At 70.0% G+C, this 18,998-nt stretch carries 20 protein-coding genes and 1 tRNA gene; 8 read left to right on the top strand and 13 right to left on the bottom strand.

Translation table 11 applies throughout. The features are described 5' to 3' along the window. Positions 1 to 27 precede the first annotated feature (27 nt). The 7 genes from ligD to AC4FS1_RS08240 all read right to left on the bottom strand — a co-directional run bounded on the left by ligD (position 28) and on the right by AC4FS1_RS08240 (position 8,385). Entirely contained in the window at positions 28 to 1,056 is a 1,029-nt protein-coding gene (ligD, locus tag AC4FS1_RS08210; RefSeq protein WP_491154060.1) for a non-homologous end-joining DNA ligase, read from the bottom strand. 57 nt (positions 1,057 to 1,113) lie between these two features. Next, entirely contained in the window at positions 1,114 to 2,229 is a 1,116-nt protein-coding gene (locus tag AC4FS1_RS08215; RefSeq protein ID WP_491154062.1) for an SseB family protein, read from the bottom strand. Between the two features lie 33 nt (positions 2,230 to 2,262). Beyond that, the gene (locus tag AC4FS1_RS08220; RefSeq protein ID WP_491155680.1) at positions 2,263 to 4,701 is read right to left on the bottom strand and encodes an ATP-dependent helicase; all 2,439 of its coding nucleotides are present in this window, start codon (positions 4,699 to 4,701) and stop codon (positions 2,263 to 2,265) included. 190 nt (positions 4,702 to 4,891) lie between these two features. Next, a complete protein-coding gene (locus AC4FS1_RS08225; RefSeq protein WP_491154064.1) occupies positions 4,892 to 5,464 on the bottom strand; it encodes a YflT domain-containing protein in 573 nt (190 codons plus the stop codon). A gap of 34 nt (positions 5,465 to 5,498) precedes the next feature. Continuing rightward, a complete protein-coding gene (locus AC4FS1_RS08230; protein ID WP_491154066.1) occupies positions 5,499 to 6,452 on the bottom strand; it encodes a hypothetical protein in 954 nt (317 codons plus the stop codon). 89 nt (positions 6,453 to 6,541) lie between these two features. After that, a complete protein-coding gene (locus tag AC4FS1_RS08235) occupies positions 6,542 to 7,336 on the bottom strand; it encodes an ABC transporter permease (RefSeq protein WP_491154067.1) in 795 nt (264 codons plus the stop codon). After that, positions 7,333 to 8,385, bottom strand: a complete 1,053-nt coding sequence (locus AC4FS1_RS08240; RefSeq protein ID WP_491154069.1) for an ATP-binding cassette domain-containing protein — start codon at positions 8,383 to 8,385, stop codon at positions 7,333 to 7,335. Before AC4FS1_RS08240 ends, AC4FS1_RS08235 begins: the two co-directional genes overlap by 4 nt. 61 nt (positions 8,386 to 8,446) lie before the next feature. Here AC4FS1_RS08240 and AC4FS1_RS08245 point away from each other — a divergent pair, with 61 nt between their 5' ends. The 5 genes from AC4FS1_RS08245 (at position 8,447) to AC4FS1_RS08265 (ending at position 10,878) form a co-directional block, all read left to right on the top strand. Further along, the gene (locus tag AC4FS1_RS08245) at positions 8,447 to 9,433 is read left to right on the top strand and encodes a helix-turn-helix transcriptional regulator (protein ID WP_491154070.1); all 987 of its coding nucleotides are present in this window, start codon (positions 8,447 to 8,449) and stop codon (positions 9,431 to 9,433) included. Between the two features lie 106 nt (positions 9,434 to 9,539). Then, positions 9,540 to 9,615, top strand: a tRNA-Met gene (locus AC4FS1_RS08250). 76 nt (positions 9,616 to 9,691) lie between these two features. Continuing rightward, the gene (locus AC4FS1_RS08255; protein WP_491154072.1) at positions 9,692 to 10,315 is read left to right on the top strand and encodes a hypothetical protein; all 624 of its coding nucleotides are present in this window, start codon (positions 9,692 to 9,694) and stop codon (positions 10,313 to 10,315) included. A 103-nt stretch (positions 10,316 to 10,418) separates the two neighbouring features. Next, positions 10,419 to 10,562, top strand: coding sequence for a hypothetical protein (locus AC4FS1_RS08260; RefSeq protein ID WP_491154073.1), 144 nt, complete (start codon positions 10,419 to 10,421; stop codon positions 10,560 to 10,562). Between the two features lie 31 nt (positions 10,563 to 10,593). After that, positions 10,594 to 10,878, top strand: a complete 285-nt coding sequence (locus AC4FS1_RS08265; protein ID WP_491154076.1) for a hypothetical protein — start codon at positions 10,594 to 10,596, stop codon at positions 10,876 to 10,878. Here AC4FS1_RS08265 and AC4FS1_RS08270 read toward each other — a convergent pair. From AC4FS1_RS08270 to AC4FS1_RS08280, 3 genes are read right to left on the bottom strand one after another with little or no spacing between them, the layout of a single operon-like run. Then, on the bottom strand, positions 10,875 to 11,273 hold the full coding sequence (locus tag AC4FS1_RS08270) for an arsenate-mycothiol transferase ArsC (RefSeq protein WP_491154077.1): 399 nt from the start codon (positions 11,271 to 11,273) through the stop codon (positions 10,875 to 10,877). The genes AC4FS1_RS08265 and AC4FS1_RS08270 overlap by 4 nt on opposite strands. Beyond that, complete coding sequence (locus AC4FS1_RS08275; protein WP_491154079.1) at positions 11,270 to 12,655, bottom strand: FAD-dependent oxidoreductase; 1,386 nt, start codon at positions 12,653 to 12,655, stop codon at positions 11,270 to 11,272. The genes AC4FS1_RS08270 and AC4FS1_RS08275 overlap by 4 nt, the downstream gene beginning before the upstream one ends. Before the next feature lie 15 nt (positions 12,656 to 12,670). Continuing rightward, entirely contained in the window at positions 12,671 to 13,399 is a 729-nt protein-coding gene (locus AC4FS1_RS08280) for an aquaporin (protein WP_491154081.1), read from the bottom strand. Between the two features lie 50 nt (positions 13,400 to 13,449). Between AC4FS1_RS08280 and AC4FS1_RS08285 the strand changes: the two genes are divergently transcribed. After that, positions 13,450 to 14,118 carry an arsenate reductase/protein-tyrosine-phosphatase family protein gene (locus tag AC4FS1_RS08285; protein WP_491154082.1) on the top strand — a complete coding sequence of 223 codons (669 nt, stop codon included), beginning with the start codon at positions 13,450 to 13,452 and terminating at the stop codon, positions 14,116 to 14,118. Between the two features lie 55 nt (positions 14,119 to 14,173). On the opposite strand, the gene AC4FS1_RS08290 is transcribed toward AC4FS1_RS08285, so the two are convergent. Then, the gene (locus tag AC4FS1_RS08290; RefSeq protein ID WP_491154084.1) at positions 14,174 to 16,159 is read right to left on the bottom strand and encodes a sensor histidine kinase; all 1,986 of its coding nucleotides are present in this window, start codon (positions 16,157 to 16,159) and stop codon (positions 14,174 to 14,176) included. A gap of 41 nt (positions 16,160 to 16,200) precedes the next feature. Continuing rightward, entirely contained in the window at positions 16,201 to 16,860 is a 660-nt protein-coding gene (locus AC4FS1_RS08295) for a response regulator transcription factor (protein ID WP_491154085.1), read from the bottom strand. 191 nt (positions 16,861 to 17,051) lie between these two features. On the opposite strand from AC4FS1_RS08295, the gene AC4FS1_RS08300 reads away from it, so the two are divergent. Both AC4FS1_RS08300 and AC4FS1_RS08305 read left to right on the top strand, forming a co-directional pair. Further along, positions 17,052 to 17,447 carry a hypothetical protein gene (locus AC4FS1_RS08300; RefSeq protein WP_491154087.1) on the top strand — a complete coding sequence of 132 codons (396 nt, stop codon included), beginning with the start codon at positions 17,052 to 17,054 and terminating at the stop codon, positions 17,445 to 17,447. Positions 17,448 to 17,518: 71 nt separating this feature from the next. Further along, complete coding sequence (locus AC4FS1_RS08305) at positions 17,519 to 18,163, top strand: hypothetical protein (protein WP_491154088.1); 645 nt, start codon at positions 17,519 to 17,521, stop codon at positions 18,161 to 18,163. 169 nt (positions 18,164 to 18,332) lie between these two features. On the opposite strand, the gene AC4FS1_RS08310 is transcribed toward AC4FS1_RS08305, so the two are convergent. After that, entirely contained in the window at positions 18,333 to 18,920 is a 588-nt protein-coding gene (locus AC4FS1_RS08310) for an N-acetyltransferase (RefSeq protein WP_491155682.1), read from the bottom strand. Between the last annotated feature and the right edge of the window lie 78 nt (positions 18,921 to 18,998).

Below are 18,998 nucleotides of genomic sequence, written 5' to 3' on the forward strand. Positions count from 1 at the left end.
ACGACAGTTTGTGGCGACTCGACGGGGTTAGGACCAGTTCTTCGGGTTGAGGCGGCTGGGCTGCACGCGCGGGGGCTCGCCCGGCATCTTCGGGAAGTCCGGGGGGAACGGCAGCTCGCCGAGTCCGTTCTCCAGGTCGCGCTCCCACCAGCCGAGCAGCGTGTCGATCCGCCCCGGGCGATCCAGGAGCCCCGCCCAGGGGTCGCCGACGTCGGCCAGTCGATGAGGGATGCTGCGCACCGTGAAGGCAAGCGGATCCACCCCGTCCAGCTCGTCCCACGACACCGGCGTGGACACCGTCGCCGCTGCCAGCTGGCGCGGCGAGTATGCACCGGCCATCGTGCGGTCGCGGTTGGCCTGGTTGAAGTCGACGAAGATCCGCTCGCCGCGCTCCTCCTTCCACCACGCCGTGGTGACCCGATCGGGCATGCGGCGCTCCAGTTCGCGGGCCGCGGCGATCACGGCGTGGCGGACATCGAGGAACTCGTGCGTCGGCTCGATGGGACAGAACACGTGGAGCCCGCGGTTGCCACTCGTCTTGATCCACGGCTCCAGCTCGGCCTCGCGCAGCACCTCGCGGAGCCCGTGGGCTGCGACGACGGCCTCGGCGAATCCCGTGCCCGGCTGCGGGTCGAGGTCGATCCGCAGCTCCACGGGGTTGTCGGGGTTCGAGGCGAGGGATGCCCACGGGTGGAAGACGACCGTGTTCATCTGCGCCGCCCACACCGCCGACGCGATCTCGGTGAGCACGAGCTGCGGATGCTTCCGCCCACTGTTGTACGTCACGGTGACGGCCTCGACGTAGTCGGGCGCACCCTTGGGCGGGTTCTTCGAGAAGAAGCTCTCGCCGTCCACGCCGTCGGGGAACCGCTCGAGCGACACCGGCCGGTTGCCGTTGGCAGCGAGGAACGGGTCGGCGACGGCGATGAAGTACTCGGCGAGCTCGCGCTTGGTGATGCCCGCCTCCGGCCACAGCACGCGATCGGGGTTGGAGATACCCACCTCCCGATCACCCGACGGGCCCGGCACGGACAGCGTGATGCGAGGGGAGGCCATGCACCGACCGTATCGGGGGGCCACGCTCCCGTCATCCCCGGGATGCTGCCCCCCGCGCTACCCGGCGAGGGCGAGGAGCGGTGCCAGGTCGCTGCGCGTCAGCCGGATCCAGGGACCGGCGGGGTTCACCAGCACCCCCGTCAGTGCTTCGTCGCGAGCCAGCGCCGTCGCCAGCTGCGCCGCCGTGATCGGCGCGGCGGCGTCGCCGCGGGCCAGAGCCACCGACTCCAGCGGGTGCGAGAACACCTCGAGGAAACGCTCCCCCTCGGCGGTGCGGGTCTCGGCCACGCCCACCGGGCCGCCGGCCTCCGCGCGCTTGACGGCGATCCACAGGGGCGCCTCGATCAGCGCGAGGGCAACCTCCGTCGCCGTGGCGTCGGTCCGCTGCTCGGCGAGTAGGGTCTTGATCCGCAGACCCTCGTCCGCGTCGTCGACGGCGCGCTGGAGGATCTCCCTCGGCAGCACGGCGCGCCCCGGCGCGGAGTTGTTGTCGAGGATCAGGCCGTCGTAGCCACCGGCAACGGCGTGGCGCAACACGGCCAGCACGGGCTGGCCCATCGCCGACGTCTTGGTGTTGCCGTCGGCCCGGACACTCGCCTGAATGGCGGCGCCGCCGCTGTAGGCCAGCACGAAGCGTTTGTCGCCGAGGGTCGCGATCGACAGCGGAAGCGGCTTGCCCTGCGACAACAGCGCGCGGGCATCGCCCTGCACGCGGAGGAACAGGTGTCCTTGCAGGAGCTGGCGCGCGACGTTCATCAGGTCGATGCCGCCGGGTTTCTCCGGTAACGCCGCAAGGGCCTGGGTCAGCAGCACGTTGTCGCGGAGGCCGGGCAGCGTCGACGTCGGAGGCGGGGCCTCGGCGGGTGCGGCGCGTCGCGTCGGCAGCGGCGCAGCGCCCTCCTGCGGGGCCGCGGATGCGGGGCTTCCGGGCGGGCCCGCAGATGCGGCATCCTCCGGTGGTGCGCCCGCCGCGGGCGGTGACGTCGCAGCGCCCACGCCGCGGAACGCGGAGACGGAGATCGTCACCTCGGGCGCAGGCTCCGGGGACTCCGGTGGCGTCGCAGGGGCGGCACTCCCCTCGCTCGCGGGGTCGACGGGCTGCTCGCCCGGTTCGACCCCCTCGGGCGGAGGGCCGGCGGGCGGGGCGGACTTGCGGCGCGAGAACAGAGCCATCCGGGCCAGCCTAACGACCGGAGCGCGCGCGGGTCACAGCTTGACGATCGGCGCGATCTTCACGAGGAGCTTCTTGGCGCCCACCGAATCGAAACGCACGTGCGCGACGCGCTTGGCGCCCTCGCCGGTGATCGCATCCACGCGACCCTCGCCGAAATCGTCGTGGCGGATGCGGTCGCCCGCGGCGAGTTCCATGTCGCCGTTGTCGCGCACCTTCGCCGGGATCCGGTTCGGGAACTTGTCGATCGCCGAAGACTTCGGGACGAGGTCGTCGCCGTAGCGGCCTCCCGCGCCGGGCCGTCGCGGGCGGGCGTTGAGCGCACGCGACTGCGCACCCCCGCGCGAGTTGACATCGCCGGGAGACTGGCGCCAGTCGATGAGGTCGGCGGGGATCTCCTGCAGGAAGCGGCTGGGCATCGCCACGGACACTTCACCGAACTGCGCACGGGTCATCGCGAGGGAGAGGTGCAGGCGCTTCCGGGCGCGCGTGATGCCGACGTAGAACAGCCGGCGCTCCTCCTGCGGGCCGCCGGGCTCCCCCGCGGAGATGCGGTGCGGGATGAGGTCTTCCTCGACCCCCGTGAGGAAGACGGCGTCGTACTCGAGGCCTTTCGCCGTGTGCAGGGTCATGAGCGACACCGAGCCCGAGGCATCCACCAGGTCATCGGCGTCGGAGACGAGCGCGACCTCGGTGAGGAAGTCGATCAGGGTGCCCTCGGGGTTGTTGCGGGCGAACTCCCGGGTCACGGCCACGAGCTCGTCGAGGTTTTCCAGGCGCGCCTCGTCCTGCGGGTCGCGGCTGGCCCGCAGCGCATCGAAGTAGCCGCTCTTGTTCAACAGCAGCGTGAGGCCCTCGGTGACCGCGGTGGGCGGCGCGAGTTCTCCCGACGCGGGCAGCATGATCTCGGTCGCCTCGGCGAGCACCGCATCCAGGTGCGCGATGGCCTGCTGGAGCTTGGGCCCGACCCCGAGCGCCGACGCATTCGCGAGCGCGTCGCGGAAGGTGATCTGCTGGTCGGCGGCGTACCGCGCGATCGCCGTCTCGGTGACATCGCCGATGCCGCGGCGCGGTTTGTTCAGGATGCGGCGGATCGCCATCTCATCGGCCGGATTGGCGACCGCCACGAGGTAGGCGATGGCGTCTTTGATCTCGGCCCGCTCGTAGAACTTGGTGCCGCCCATGATCTTGTACGGGATGGCGGAGCGGATGAAGATCTCCTCCAGCGCACGCGACTGCGAGTTCGTGCGGTAGAACACCGCCATCTGGTTGTAGCCGATGCCGCCCTTGCGCAGTGCCTCGATCTCGTCGGCCACGAACTGCGCCTCGTCGTGCTGGGAGTAGCCGGTGAAGCCGACGATCGGTTCGCCCGCGCCCACGTCCGTCCACAACCGCTTGTCTTTGCGATCGAAGTTGTTGCTGATGACCGCGTTCGCAGCCGACAGGATGTTCTGGGTCGAGCGGTAGTTCTGTTCCAGCAGGACGACCTTCGCGCCGGGATAGTCGCGCTCGAACTCGCTGATGTTGCGGATGTCGGCGCCGCGGAACGCGTAGATCGACTGGTCGGAGTCACCGACGACGGTGAGCGACGCGGGTGCCTTGTCGGGGTCGTCGGCCGGATCCGCGTCGAAGATCATCATGCCGCCGGAGGACGCGATCGGTCCGGCGTCGGAGCCGATCGGCCGGGTGAGTTCGTGGATGAGCGCGTACTGCGCGTGGTTCGTGTCCTGGTACTCGTCGACGAGGATGTGGCGGAACCGGCGTCGATAGACGTCGGCCACGTGCGGGAACGCACGGAACAGGTAGACCGTCTGGGCGATGAGATCGTCGAAGTCGAAGGCGTTCGCCCGCTGGAGCGCACTCTGGTATGCGCCGAAGATCTCCACGAACACGCGCTCGGCGGGATCGCTCATGTTCGCCTGCCGCGCGTACGACTCTGCGTCGGCGAGCTCGTTCTTGAGTTTGGAGATGCGACTCTGCGTGCCGGCCGGGGTGAGGCCGAACGCATCCCCCTCGTGCTCCTTGACGAGGCGCTTGATGAGCGCACGGGAGTCGCCGGAGTCATAGATGGTGAAGGCCTTGGTGAAGCCGAACTGCTGCGCTTCGCGACGGAGGATCCGCACGCACGCGGAGTGGAAGGTGGAGATCCACATGCCTTCGGCGCGATCGCCGATCAGCTGCCGCACGCGCTCGCGCATCTCACCGGCGGCCTTGTTCGTGAAGGTGATCGCGAGGATCTGGCTCGGCCACGCCTCGCCGGTCCGCAGCAGCGACGCGATGCGGTGCGTGAGCACGCGCGTCTTCCCCGAACCGGCGCCCGCGACGATGAGCAGCGCCGGACCGCGATAGGTGACGGCTTCGCGCTGCGGCGGGTTCAAGCCCTCGAGCAGGTCATCGTCGGGGCGGGGAGCGCCCGTACCGGACTGCGGACCGCGGTCGCCGCCGACGATGATCCCCCCGCTTCCCCCACGCATCGCTGACGCGCTGCGTGGAGCCTCCGAGCGCGTGGGCGAGGGCGTGGATGCGTCGGTCATGTCCCTACCAGTCTAGGCGCGCGCACCGACACCGCCCCCGGCCACCGACTGCCGGAGAGGTCGTCCGTGCCGCGCGCCATCGCCGTTTCGGCGATGCGCGCCGACCCCAGACCGGAAGCGCCGGACCGGGTCAGGAGCCCGCGGGGCCGCCCGGCGCAGGGGGTGCCGGAGGGGCGGCCGGCGGAGCGGGCGGAGCTGAGGCGGCCGGAGCGGGCGCGGCCGGAGCAGCCGCGGGCGTCGCAGGCGCGGTCGTGCCGAGCACGGACTGTGCGCGCAGCAGCTGGTCGGCGTTCACCATCACGTCCCATCGCTCGGCTTCCAGCTTCTGCACCGAGTTGAAATCGCGGCGACCACGGGTGACCCAGTGACCGACGAAACCGAACACTGCCCCCCACAGGGCGCCGAGCACGAGCCCCCACAGGAGCAGCCACAGCCAGACGACCCCGGGCGCGAGGAGGCCGAACAGCAGTCCGATGAGAAGACCGAACCACGCACCGCTTGCCGCACCGTACCCGGCGGCACGGCCGTTGGTCATGCGACCGGTGACCTGCTCGACGATTCGGACGTTGTGCCCGACGATCGCGACGTTCTCGACGGGGAACCCGCCGTCGGAGAGTCTGTCCACAGCGGACTGCGCGTCGAGATACTCCGTGAAGCTGGACAGCAGGCGGCGCTCGGGCACCGCGTTCGTGACATCGGTCATGATGCTCCCATCGGTCGGGGTCCCCCACCCGAGGTCAGTGTATTGCTCGCTCGGCGTTTCGCGAGGGCAAGAACCGCAGGACCAGACCAATGGCCGTGAGCACCACACCCGCGACGACCGCGCCCCATGTGCCCGTCGCACCTTCCATCCCGATGAGCGCATCGAGTCCGGGACGCGTGCCCGGCAACTGGCCGGTCCACGCCTCCGTCACGAGGCCGAAGCCGGCCAGGGCGATCACCGCGGCCGGGAGGGCGAGCCCGGCACCCATGCCGGCGAGCACGATCCCCCAGCCGCGCCGGCTGCCGAACTGGGCGGCCAGCGCCCCGCCGGCGGCGACGAATGCCCACAGCGCCAGGGCGACTGCGGGAACGATATAGAAGAACCGGACGAGGGGATGCGACCAGAACGCTTCCCAGAACGCTGTCGGGCCGGCGATCGAGACGGCCACGAGCGCGAGCGCGCAGCGCAGGACGATCACCCCGCCCACGGCGGCGATCACCGGCCACGGCGATCGCCGTCCGACCAGGATGCGCACCACGACGGCGAAGACGAACCATCCGCCCAGGACGGCGGCGAGCTCGATCCATCCCAGCAGCGCGGTCTGCACGCCGCGGGTGGCGACCAGCAGGCCACCCGGCACGAGGATCATGAGCCAGCGGTCCAGCGGCAGCATCCCCAGCGTGGATTCCTCTGCCCGCCACGGCCGGGTGGAGGCCAGCCACGCCGCGCGAGCACCTGCCGCGCCCGGGCGGCGAACCAGACGCGTCCGGGCAGCGAGCATGCCGATGACCAGCCACGCGACCGAGAGCAGCAGCAGCGCCCGGGCCACCCAGGTCAGCGCCGTCTCGCCGGGTTCCTCGGGGCGCGCGGCGTCCCCGCGCGGGGCATCGAGCCACATGCCCGCGAGGACCGCCGCGAGCACGCCCACGAGCAAGAGCACGACGACGGCGACCAGGGCCAGCAGCCCGTTCCTCGCCGTCCTCGCCATCCTCTAACGGTACTGCCCTCGGCGAGAACCGATTGCTCCTCCGCCCGCCCGCCCGTCGGTCACGATCGCCCGGATCCCGCACGGACGGGTCAGTGCGCCCGGCGCATGGCGCGGATGCCGACGAGCAGGCCGACGGCGGCGAGGGCGACCGCAGCGACCCAGCCCCACAGCACCGCGGCGGCGCCGAGGTCTCCGGCGAAGACGGCACGCTCTGCCTGTACGACCCAGTTGATGGGGTTCACCGTCGCGACCGCGCGCATCCAGGCCGGCGCGGCATCCAGCGGCAGCAGCATCCCCGACAGGATCAGGAGGGGGAAGATCAGTGTCTGCTGCACACCCCAGAACAGCCACTCGCGGTCTCGTGTGGCCAGGGCGAGGGCATACGAGAGCGATCCGAGGCCCACCCCGAACACCGCGAGCAGGGGGAGTCCGACAAGGAGTCCGACGGGGTTGACAGAGAATCCGAACGGCCACGCGATCAGCACGATGATCAGCGACTGCACGAGGATCGGCGCGACCTCCTTCAGCGCCCGGCCCACCAGGAGCGACGAGCGAACCAGCGGAGCGACGAGGGTGCGTTCGTGCGACCCGGTCATCATCTCGTACTGCAGATTCGACCCGGTTGCTCCGGTACCGAACAGCACGATCATGACGAGGACGCCGGGTACGAACCATTGCAGCGTCTCCGCCGCCGGCACACCGGACGAGCCGATGAGGAGCGGAGCGAACAAGCCGAGGAAGACCAGCGGCTGCACGAGGCTGAAGATGAGAGTGAACGGGTCGCGGACAACCGGCTTCAGTTCGCGGGTCAGAACGTGCCATGTGTCACGAGCGGCGTTGCCACCCACCGCGGTCTGCGGGCGGGCGTCGGATGCGGTGGTCATCGGGATGCTCCTGTCGTCGAGGCGGATGCGGCCGGCGCCGCGTCGGAGAGTTCCGGCTCGCCGGCGGGCTGACCCTCGCCCTCTCCGGCCTCCCGCAGCGTCCGACCGGTGAGGGCGAGGAAGACGTCGTCGAGAGTCGGCGGCACACCGGTCGCCTCCGTGACGGCCAGTCCCGCGGCATCCAGCGCCCGGATCGCTGCGGGCAGCAGCCTGTCGCCGTCGGGTGCCGTGAGGGTGAGGGATGCGGCATCATGCCGCCGCACGGTGCGGTCGGTCAGCCGCGCCACGACGGGAAGTGCGGCCTCGACATCCGCAGGGCGGGCGAAGCCGAGAGTGAGGACGTCGCCGGCGAGCTCGGCTTTCAGCCGCACGGCGGTGTCGTCGGCGATCACCCGGCCCCGGTCCATCACCATCACCCGTTCGGCGTAGCGGTCGGCCTCCTCGAGGTAATGCGTCGTCAGGAACACCGTGGTCCCATGGGAGGCACGCAGCTCGAGGATGTGCTGCCACAGGTTCGCGCGGCTCTGCGGGTCGAGCCCCGTCGACGGCTCGTCCAGGAAGAGCAGGGGCGGCGCGTGCATGAGACCGAGCGCGATGTCGAGCCGCCGCTTCTGCCCGCCGGAGAGCTGCTGCACCGACCGCGTCGCGAACGGGGCGAGGTCGAGAGATTCGACGAGTTCGTCCGCACGTACCGCCGACGCAGCGCGGGACATGCCGTAGAACGCGCCCTGGCTGAGCAGCTCGTCCCGCACGCGCTGCGAGAAGCTGCCGCTGGTGAGCTGCCCCACGTATCCGATGCGGGCGCGCACCCCGGCGGGGTCGCGGAGGATGTCGTGACCCACGACGCGAGCGGTGCCGGCAGTCGGCGGCAGCAGCGTGGTGAGCATCCGCAGGCTCGTGGATTTGCCGGCCCCATTGGGACCGAGGAATGCGACAAGCTCGCCCGCGGCGACCTGGAAGGTGAGGTCGGTGACCGCCTCGACGACCTTCTTCTTGACGGTGAAGCGCTTCGTGAGACCCTGCGCTTCGAGGATCGGTTCATTCGCCATGCCGCGAGCGTAGGAAGCAATGCGGACAGATTCGGTCCGCATAGTAGGGCAGACTTCCGTCATGTCGGATACCACCACGCGCGCCCTGTCGCTCCTCAATCTGCTGCAGACGCATCGGCATTGGCCCGGGTCCGAGCTCGCCGGGCGCCTCGGTGTCACCGAGCGCACCGTGCGCCGCGATGTCGAGCGGCTCCGCGAGCTGGGGTACCGCATCGAGTCGACGCCCGGGGCGGCCGGGGGGTACCGCCTCGAGGCCGGGAGCGCCGTTCCTCCCCTTCTCCTCAACGACGAGGAGGCTGTGGCGATGGCGATCGGGTTGCGGATCGCCGCATCCCAGCGCCTGGTCGGCGGCGCCGAGACGGCGCTGACGGCACTGGCGAAGCTCGAGCAGGTGCTGCCGGCGGCCCTCCGCAGGCGCGTGACGGCGCTCGCCGACGCTGTGCATCCGGTGGGCGTCGCGGTCGGGGAAGCAGCATCCACCGAGGTGCTGGGCGAACTCGCGCTGGCGTGCCGGGACGGCGAGCGTGTGCGCTTCACCTACACGTCAGCGGCCGGCGATGTGACGAGGCGACGGGTCGAACCGCACTATCTCGCGCCCGCCGACCGGCATTGGTATGTGCTCTGCTGGGACCTCGACCGCGACGACTGGCGCACGTTCCGGGTCGATCGCCTGTCGGACGTCGAGCACGCGCGCGTGCTGTTCGGCCCCCGCCCGCTCACCGAGGAGGAGATCGACGAGTTCATCCTCGTCGCGCGTTCCTGGGTGCGTCAGCCGGTGGAGACCGATGTCGTCATGGATCTCCCCTGGGACGTCATGCGGGATGTGTTCGGGCAATGGGGCCAGGGCGCGACCGCGGAGAACGAGACCCGCACGCGCTGGCCCGTCGGCGGCAGCGACTGGCGCGAGACCATGTACGGCATGTCGTGGGTGCCGGAGGGGGTGGCGTACCGCACCGACCTCGCCGAGCCGCACCGCGCCGAGATGCGCGAAGCCCTGACCCGGATGCTGCAGGCCCTCGATGCTCCGCCTCCTCCTCCGCGCCCCTGACCCGCGGCGTGCCGCATCCGCCCCGGAGCGCGGGATTCTCGGCCTGGACATGCGGCGTCACACAGTCGACCGAAACGGCCCGGCATGGGTAGCGTCGAGGCATCATCGCGGCGGTCCGGGCGGTCCCGGGCATCGGTTCATACCCGAGTGCGTTGCGGGTTCGACTCCCGCCGCCGCGTCCACGTCTCTCCTCGGTGAGATCAGCCGACCACGGGACCTCGGTCGCCATCACGACAACCGCGACCGTAGGTTGATGTGATGCACGGCTTCTACGTGGATGAACGGGATTCGACCTGGGAGAGAGACGACGCACGCTATCGCGTCTACGTCTTCGAGGGCCCCGCCAACGCGGTCACCACCCTCGACATCGTCGAGGCGACGGTCGAGGAAGCTCTGGAGACTGCGCTGGCGATGTCCAACGGAGATGAGCGCCTCTGGTCCCTTGCTCTCGTGGAAAACGACTCACGCGGCATGCGCGGTCTGATCTGGCTCTCGGGGATGGATTACAACGACCCGCCGGGCTCGGCGCGGGAGTGGCAGCGCCGTCGGCAGATGCAGGATCGCTACCTGATGGCCAGGAGCCGGCACGCGCGGCCGACCGTGTTGCCGAATGGGTTGCGGGTTGTTCGGGTGTTTCCGGAATGGATCAGCGGGTGGCCGCTGTGGGAGGACTTCACCGACGACTACCGCCTCACCGGTCCGCAGCTCGGACTCACGTCGGAGCTCAGCGCCGACCTGTACGACTGGAACGAGGCCTGGCTGACGCGACAGGTGGACGATCCACTCCCTGCCGGCTGGGTGGAGCAAGGTCGGCTCTTGGTCCGCCGACTCCAAGGCGAGCTGGGCGGCGTCGCAGAGGTACGACCGGAGTTCCTCAGCTGAGTCAGCAAACTCGCCCACGAGCGATCGCCGAGCGACGGTCCACCCGAACGTCGCTCACGCGGGGGCGAGCAACGTGGCCATCCCCCGGAGGCGGCGACGATCGATGGATGATTCGATACTGGGTTATCGACGCACATCGATATCTGCGGAGGATGCCGTGACCGTGATCGACGTGACCGGGCGTCCGGACGCGGACCACCGCCTGGGCGATCACCCGGTGGCGGGCCCGTGGCGGGAGACGTCATGATCGAGCATCGGCGCCCGGGGAGCGGCGCCCGATGACCGATCCGATCGCGCGGCGCCACCTCACCGCGGTGCGCGCACTGGTCCTCGACATCCTGGCGGTCGGCGGGCGCCTCTCGAAGGCCGAGATGGTGGCCGCGTGGGAGGCTCGTCGCCCGGAGTTGACCACGGCGCACCGGGAGCGGCTCCCCCGGATGCTGGACGAGACGGTCTGGCGGCTTCTCAACCTCGGCTGGGTGGCGCGCGATGGCGACACGTACGCGCTCACTCCGGAGGGCAGGGAAGTTCTCGCCTCTCGGCGCGACGGCCGCGAGGTCTAGGCGAACCGTTCCGCGAGCGCGGTGACCGCGGTGCGGACGGCATCGCGGAGGTCGCGCGCGCCGTCGGCCTCCCACGTAGCGGGGTCGGGGAACTCCCATTCGACGTGCTCTCCCGCGATCGGGCCGGGAAGCGCCAGGCCGGGCTTCATGGTGACGACGATGTCTGCGGTGGCGAGGTCCTCGGCGGTGACCGCGCGCGGCGTGGCGGCGGAGGTGTCGATGCCCAGCTCGGCGAGGGTGCGTGCGATGGCGGGGTTGATGACGTCGGCGGGGGCGATCCCCCCGCTGGTCGATGAGACACGATCGCCGGCGACATGGGTGAGAAGGTGCGCGCCGAGCTGGGAGCGCCCGGCGTTGTGTGTGCAGAGGAACAACACGGTCGGCGGGGTGGTCATGCGCGGGATCCCGTCAGTCGAGTGTCGCGCGACCAGGACTGGGTCGCGACCTGCACGGCGTCCCATGGCGACCCGAGCGGCGGGGTGTACGAGAGGTCGAGGTCGCTGACCTGCTCGACGGTGAGTCCGGCGAACAGGGCGGTGGCGTAGGTGTCGACGCGTTTGGCGGTCTCGGTGCCGAGTCGCCCGACGAGTTGTGCGCCGAGGAGGCGACCGGTGCCGGTGTCGCCGGTGATGCGGATGCTGATGGGCTGAGCGCCCGGGTAGTACCGCTTGTGGTCGTCGGCGACGGCCTGCGTGGTGGCCGCGGGGAATCCTGCGGCGAGCGCTTCGTGCTGGCGGAGTCCGGTGCGTGCGGCGACGAGGTCGAAGACCTTGACGACCTGGGTACCGACCGAACCGGCGAAACGGGCAGCTCCGCCCAAGGCGTTCTCACCGGCGATGCGGCCCTGCTTGTGTGCGGTGGTTCCGAGGGGGAGGTAGGTGACGCCGAGGAGGCGGTGGTGAGTGGTGACCCCGTCGCCGGCGGCGAACACACCTGGCAGGCCCGTGCGCATCTGCTCGTCCACCATGACAGCGTTCCCCGCACCGAGGGCCGCGCCGGCGTGCTCGAGCAGCTGTGTGTTCGGGCGGACTCCGACCACGGCGAGGACAAGATCCGCGGTGTGGGTGACGTCTCCGCCGGCGCGGTTGGCGTACACGACCAGGCCGCGGTCGGTCTTCTCGACGCTGCGGACGGTGGTGCCGGTATGCACGACGACACCGTGGCTGGCGAGTTCCGCGTGCACGAGCGCGCCCAGCTCGTCATCCAGGGTGGAAAGCACTTCGGCACCGCGCTGCAGCTGCGTGACGGCGATGCCGCGGGCGGTGAACGCCTCGGCCATTTCGAGGCCCACGTAGCCGGCACCGATGATGATCGCCGAGCGCGGCGTCCGCTCGGTGAGGTGCGCGTTCAGCGCGAAGGTGTCGCCCATTGAGTGGATGACGTGCACGCCGTCGTCGGGGCCGAGCTCGTCGAGACCGGCGATCCCGGCGTGAGTAGGCAGCGCGCCGGTGCCGACGACGAGTGCGTCATAGCCGATGGTCGACTCGACCCCCTGTTCGTCGCGAACGGTGAGCTGCCGACCGGTGACGTCGATCCCCGTGGCGAGGGTGTTGAGCCGCAGGCGCATGCCGGTCGCTTCGAGGTCGGCGTGGGTGCGATGGGCGAGCGACTGCCACGGCTGCACCTCGCCGGAGAAGAAGTACGGGATGCCGCAGATGGAGTAGTTCGGGTACGCGTCGGCGACGACCACCGTGACATCCACGGTCGGGTCGAGCTCGCGTGCTCGCAGCGCGGCAGAGATTCCGGCGTCGCTGCCGCCGATGGCGACGATGTGCATGAGGTGTCCTTCGGGTCAGGAGAGGGTCTGCGCAACGACGACGTCGTCGGCGACGGGCAGGCCCGCGAGGGTGCGGGGAAACAGGAAGGCGGCGAGCAGCGCACCAACGGCGGCGCCGAGCAGCTGGGCGGCGAGGAACGGGAGAACGGAACCCGGGGCGATGCCCGCGAAGGTGTCGGTGAACATGCGCCCGACGGTGACGGCCGGGTTGGCGAACGAGGTCGAGCTGGTGAACCAGTACGCCGCCCCGATGTACGCGCCGACCGCCGGCGCGGCAATCAGCCCGGCGCCGCCGCGGGCCAGGCCGACCACCAACAGGATCAGCCCGCCGGTGGCGACGACCTCACCGAGCAGGACACCCGCACCGGCGCGTTCCGTTGTCGACCACGCAGTCGGCACCTCGAACATGAGGTTCGCGAGCACCGCTCCCCCGATGGCGCCGGTCAGCTGCGCCGCGGCGTACAGGATCGCCTCGGCGGTCGTCAGCCCGGTGCGTGCACGGCGACCAAGCGCGGCGTCAACGAACGAGACCAACGGATTCACGTGAGCGCCCGACAGCGGACCGAGGACGAGGATCAGCACCGTGAGGCCCATCGCCGTCGCCACGCTGTTCGCCAGCAGCTGGATACCCGGATCCGTCGACAGGTGGGAGGCAGCGATGCCGGAGCCGACGACGACCGCGACGAGGAAACCCGCGCCGAGCGCCTCAGCGACGACGCGTCGGATCAGGTGCGAGTGATTCATGGTCCTCCAGAGCTTGACAGCGACACCCTAGCTCAATCAGCATTGAGTCAATGAACAGTGAGCGAACATTCCTCGAGGCCCGCGCCGCGCGCCACGCGGCGCTCGCCGACCCCACGCGTCTTCGGATCGTCGACCTGCTCACGCACGGCGATCTGTCACCGCGGGAGTTGCGGCTCCGGCTCGAGGTGGAGTCCAACCTGCTCGCGCATCACCTCAAGGTTCTCGAGTCAGTGACGCTGATCACGCGATCGCGATCTGAGGGTGACCGACGGCGCAGCTACGTGCAGCTGAACGCCGGCGAGCTGACCGACCTCGGGACGCACGCGCACCTGGCGGCATCCCGAGTGGTTTTCGTCTGCACCGCCAACTCCGCGCGCTCGCAGCTCGCCGAACACATGTGGCGGGAAAGGAGCTCCATTCCCGCAGCATCGGGCGGAACCGTTCCCGCTCCCTCGGTCGCACGCGGCGCGGTGAAGGTCGCCGCGAAGCATGGCCTCGACCTCTCCGATGCGCGCCCACGTCTGCTGTCTGAGATCGAGGCGGAGGGGGATCTTCGAATCACGGTCTGCGACAACGCCCACGAACACCTCGGCACCAGCGACCTGCACTGGTCCGTCCCCGACCCCGCCGCGGCTGGCGACCTCGCGGCGTTCGAGGTGGCGTACGCCGATCTGCGCCGACGCATCGACACCCTCGCCCCGCAGATCTCCGCCGCTTAGCACGCCGAAGGCGGGTGGTCCTCGGTGGAGACGGGATCGCGAAACTGGCTTCAGTTCATCGATCCGACGGAGGCACCGCCAGCGGCACCGTCGTGCGGATCCGCCAGCCTTCGGGCGTGGGGCCGCCGGTTGCTGATCCACCCAGCTCCTCTGCGCGATCGACGATCGACCGCAGGCCCACCCCCGCTATCCAGCCGGCGCTCTGTGAGCCATTGTCCGCGACGGCGAGCTCGAGGGTGTCGCCGACCGTGCCGACGGAGATGATGCAGCGCGTGGCATCCGAGTGCCGAAGCACGTTCGATACCCCTTCCATCGCGATACGGAAGGCGGCGAGCTCCACGGCGGGGCTGAGGGGCGGGAGCTCCCCACCCTCGACGGAGAACCGCACGGTGCGATCGCCGACCGCGATGGGCTGTCGCGTGCGCTGCTCGAGAGCTCCGATCAGTCCGAGTTCGTCCAGCTCGATCGGACGCAGGCCGTACACCACGCGGCGGACGTCGTTCAGCGCCTGACGGATATCGGAGCGGACGTCCGCCAGTAGCTGCTCGGCGGCGGGAGGATCCGAGAGCAGCACGTTCGATGTCGCGTCCGCCTGCAGAGCGGCGCTCGTCAGAATCGGGCCGAGGCCGTCGTGCAGCTCCCGCTGAAGACGCACCCGCTCCTCCTCGCGCGCCTCGATGACCGCGGTTCTGGATGCCTGCACCTGCTCCGCCAACGTCGAGGCGTGTACGGCCACCGCGAGCGGGGAGGCGATGAGCTCCAGCGAGAGGCGATCATCGTCGTGCAGCACGCGTTCACCCCGACGCAGTCCGGCAACGAGGTGGCCGACCTCGGATCCGCGATAGCGCAACGCGACCTCCGCCTGCTCTCCCCCGTCCAGCTCGCCCGACGCGGCTCGACGCTCACCGTCGACCGTTGTCAACGCGAGGTAAGGAAGGCGCAGGGCGATCCGCGCACGCTCGATCACGTCGCCGAGATTCTCCGCGTTACCCAGCCCCTCCCCGACACGCCCCGCGGTGCTCGCAGGATCCGAGCGCGTGCCGTAGAAGGCGCGGTCGATGATCCGGCGAAGCGCAAGGCGGAGCGGGTTGAACCCGAGCGCCACCACGATGGCGGCGACGACGGAGACCGTGCGGTCCGCGTCTGTGGGTACCACCGCGGAAAGCGCCGCGACGATACCTGCGTATACGGCGATCAGGGCACCGACGGCAACGACGTAGAGGAGCGTGCGCGACACCACCAGACGGATGTCGAGCAGCCCGTATCGCACGATCGCGATTGCGATGGAAACGGGAACGAGGCCGAACGTCAGCAACAGCAGTACCGGCCCGTCGCCGGTGAGCCAGCGCTGCGAGTTGATGACCACCATGATCACGACCGCGAGGATGACCCAGAGCAGTTGCCGGCGGATGGTCTCATCGCCGCGGACGTAGCGCACGATCAGTGACGCAACCGCCGCGACGAGGACACCCAGGCCCACGATACTGGCGGTGATGATGAGCGGCTCAGGCTGAACGAGACCGATCGAGAGGATGGATGTCGTGGCGCGCGCCGGCGACGGGCCCTCGTCGCCGAGCACCCACGTGACGACCTGGAAGACCGTGTAGACCACGATCAGCCACGCCAGCGGCGCCCACCGAGGCGAGGGCAACCGACCGTCGGGAAACAGCAGCAGGGCGAGTGGGAAGAGCCCCACTATCCCGACCAACCAGCCAGCAGTGGAGCAGGTGCCCAGCGACCTGGTGAACCACACCGACCAGCCCGCGTCCGCGCCGAAGATGGCGCCGAGACCGCATGCCGGCGTCAGTAGGTGACCCAAGCCGCACACGAGGAAGATCCAGCCCACCGCGTTCCCTGGTCGAAACCACGCGATCGCCGCTCCCGACAAGACGAAACCGACACTGAAGCTGAGGTTGGTGAGCATGTAGCTGGAGACGACGTCGGCCCATGTCGCCCGCACCATGACGGCAAGGACGACGACGGCGACGGTGAGACACGCCCACAGCGCCAATATTGCGATCAGGATCGGCCTGTGGAGCATCCGGCCGCCAGACGCCGCCCTGCCCGGAGCCGCGGGCGCCGTCACTGCCGGCCCAAACCGGCATCTCGCGCGAGGACGATCGCCTCACTCCGGGTGGCCACTCCGAGCTTCAAGAAGATCGCCGAGATGTGGTTGCCGACGGTCTTGGGCGCGAGGTGGAGGCGATCGGCGATCACGTCGTTCGCCAAGCCCGCGGCGATCAGCTCCAGAACCTGGCCTTCCCGCGGAGTCAGCGGGGGAAGCGCGGACACCGGCGGCGCCGCGATCCTCCCTAGAACGCGGTCGGCGACGGTTGAGCTGAAGATCGCGTCGCCTGCCGCGACGGCCCGGATGGCCCGCTCGATCTCGTTCTGTTCGGCGCCTTTCAACAGGTACCCGCGCGCGCCGGCGTTCAGAGCCTCCGAGATGAGCGCGTCCTCGTCGAACATCGTGAGGACCAGGACGGCGACAGACGGATGATCGCGGATGAGCCGTCGCGTCGTCTCGACGCCGTCCAGATCCGGCATCCGCAGATCCATCACGACGACATCGGGTCTGGACAGCGCTGCCTGCCGCATCACCTCGTGTCCGTTGCCCGCCTCGCCGACGACATCGATCCCGGGGAGCGTGGCGAGCAACGACTGGAGCCCGCGACGCACCATCGGGTGATCATCGGCGATCAGTACCCCGATCGTTGTGCCGTCCGTCTCCCCAGCCGCCATGAGTCGAGTATCGCGGCGGCGCGGCGGCGGCGTTAGGGGCAGACCCCCAACCTGACCGGGACATTTTCCCGGTCGCCACCGAGCGAATGACGGGTGCCGCCCCATCCGGCCCGGCACGGCGCAGAGGAGAGTCGATCGCGACCGGCGCACACCGCCGCCGGTATCGGCCACGACGGTAAGGAAGCACGACCATGACCAGGAACCTCGACGCACCGGCGTCACACACCGCTCGAAAGACCGCCCCCGCCGTGACGCGTGTGGGCGTCGCGATCTCGGCCGCGTTGGCCCTCGTCGACATCGTCGGCGGTGTGGTCCAACTCGCTCCGGGCTCCTTCCTTCCGCCCGAGGTCGCCGTCAGTGTGCTCGTGCTCGGAGTCGGCACCGCGGTGCTCGTCCCGTTCGCCTGGCGCGGTTCACGGTGGTCGATCTGGGTGATCGCTGCGCTACGGGCGCTGTCGGCGCTGACGGCAGTCCCCGCCTTCTTCGTGCCGGATGTTCCGACGGCGGCTGTTCTCGCGGCAGCGGCCACCGTCATCGTCACGGTGGCCGCGATCGTCCTGCTCCTCCTGAGGGGGCAGCGCTCGTGAGCGCCACGGTAGGCGCCAGGCGTGCGCCACGGGACACGCGACGGTTCGGCCGGATTGCAGCCGCCGTATTGATGCCGGTCGGACCGCTCGCGGTCGCGCTGCTTCGATTCATCATCCCGTTCGACCCGGCAGCAGCCGCGGCGGCCGCAGATCCCGTCCGGTTCGATGTGATCCTCGCGCTCGGCGCTGTCGCGACCTTCACCCTGGTCCCCGGGGCGTATGCCGCGGTGCATCTCGTGCGGCGTTATCAGCCGGTGCTCGCCACCTGGGTCGGGGCCCTCCTGATCCCGGGCTATCTGGGCCTCGCGGGGCTGGCCGCCCTCGACGCCATCGCGATCGCCGGAGCCCGCCTCGCTATCGACCCCGCCACGGTCTCGGCGATCTACGATGGCGTCGGCGCGCTCACGCCCCCCACCGTCTTCTTCGTCGCGTTCCTCGTCGGGCACATCCTGGGCACCGTCCTCCTGGGCGTTCTCTGCTTCCGCTCTCGGCTGATGCCGAGGACCATGGCCCTGCTCCTGGCGGTGTCGCAACCGCTGCACCTGACCGCGGTCATGCTCGCGAACAACTGGCTGGATCTGGTGGCGTGGTCGCTGACGGCCGCGGGGATGGCGTTCCTCGCGCTTCGCGTTCTCCGCACGCCAGACGAGGAATGGGACCTCCCGCCCCTGACCGCCCGACCGAGCGATCGAGCAGCCGACGTCGTCCGGCGCTGACTGTTCCGCGCCTGGCGGTGCACGAGCGCGTACTGCGCTTCGGGACGGATCTCCGGCGCATCGCCCACGGGAAGCTCCACATGCTCAACGCCGCTGGGACGATGACGACCTACGCGTGCCGCCGGGGTACCGGCTCGTCGTCGCCGGGGGCGAATCGGATGGAGGCGTGTCAGCCGGTGGCGGGATGCACCGTCTTGCGCATCACGGTCTTGCTCTTGCCGATGTGACGCTCGAAGGTGAAGCCGGCCTTCTCGAACATCGCCCTCGTGCCGTTGTGCAGGAACGACGATGACGTCCTCTTTCCCGGGGCCAGCTCGTTGGGGAACGAGACCACCTCCCCGCCGCCGGCTCGCGCGATCAGCTCGAGCGCACCATCCAGCGCCTCCCGTGCCACTCCCGACCGCCTGTGGTCGCGGTCGACGAAGAAGCAGGTGATGCGCCACGGTGCCGGATTCGTCTCGCCGGCGTCATATTGCTTGCGGTGGTAGATTCCCGGCAGCTCGGCCGGACTGCCGTATTGGCACCACGCGATCGCGGCGTCGCCGTCGAAGACCAGCGCGGCGTGCGCGACGCCCTCCGCGACGAGTCGCTGCTTGAACGTCGGCCCGTCGTACTCGCTCTTGATGGTCTCCTCCGTGTCGCCGTGGAAATACGAGCAGTAGCACCCGCCCCACACCCCGTTGTGCTTCTCGGCGAGCGCGAGCCACGCCGGGAAGGTTTCCGGCGTGAGCGGCTTGATCACGTGCGACGTCGTCATGGTCACGCTCTTAGTGTGCCGACTGCGGGGGACGCCGGACAGGGGCTCCCCGCGCGGTCGCGGCACCGCGGCTCAGGG

It is taken from the genome of Microbacterium sp. Z12_35 (assembly GCF_058310475.1).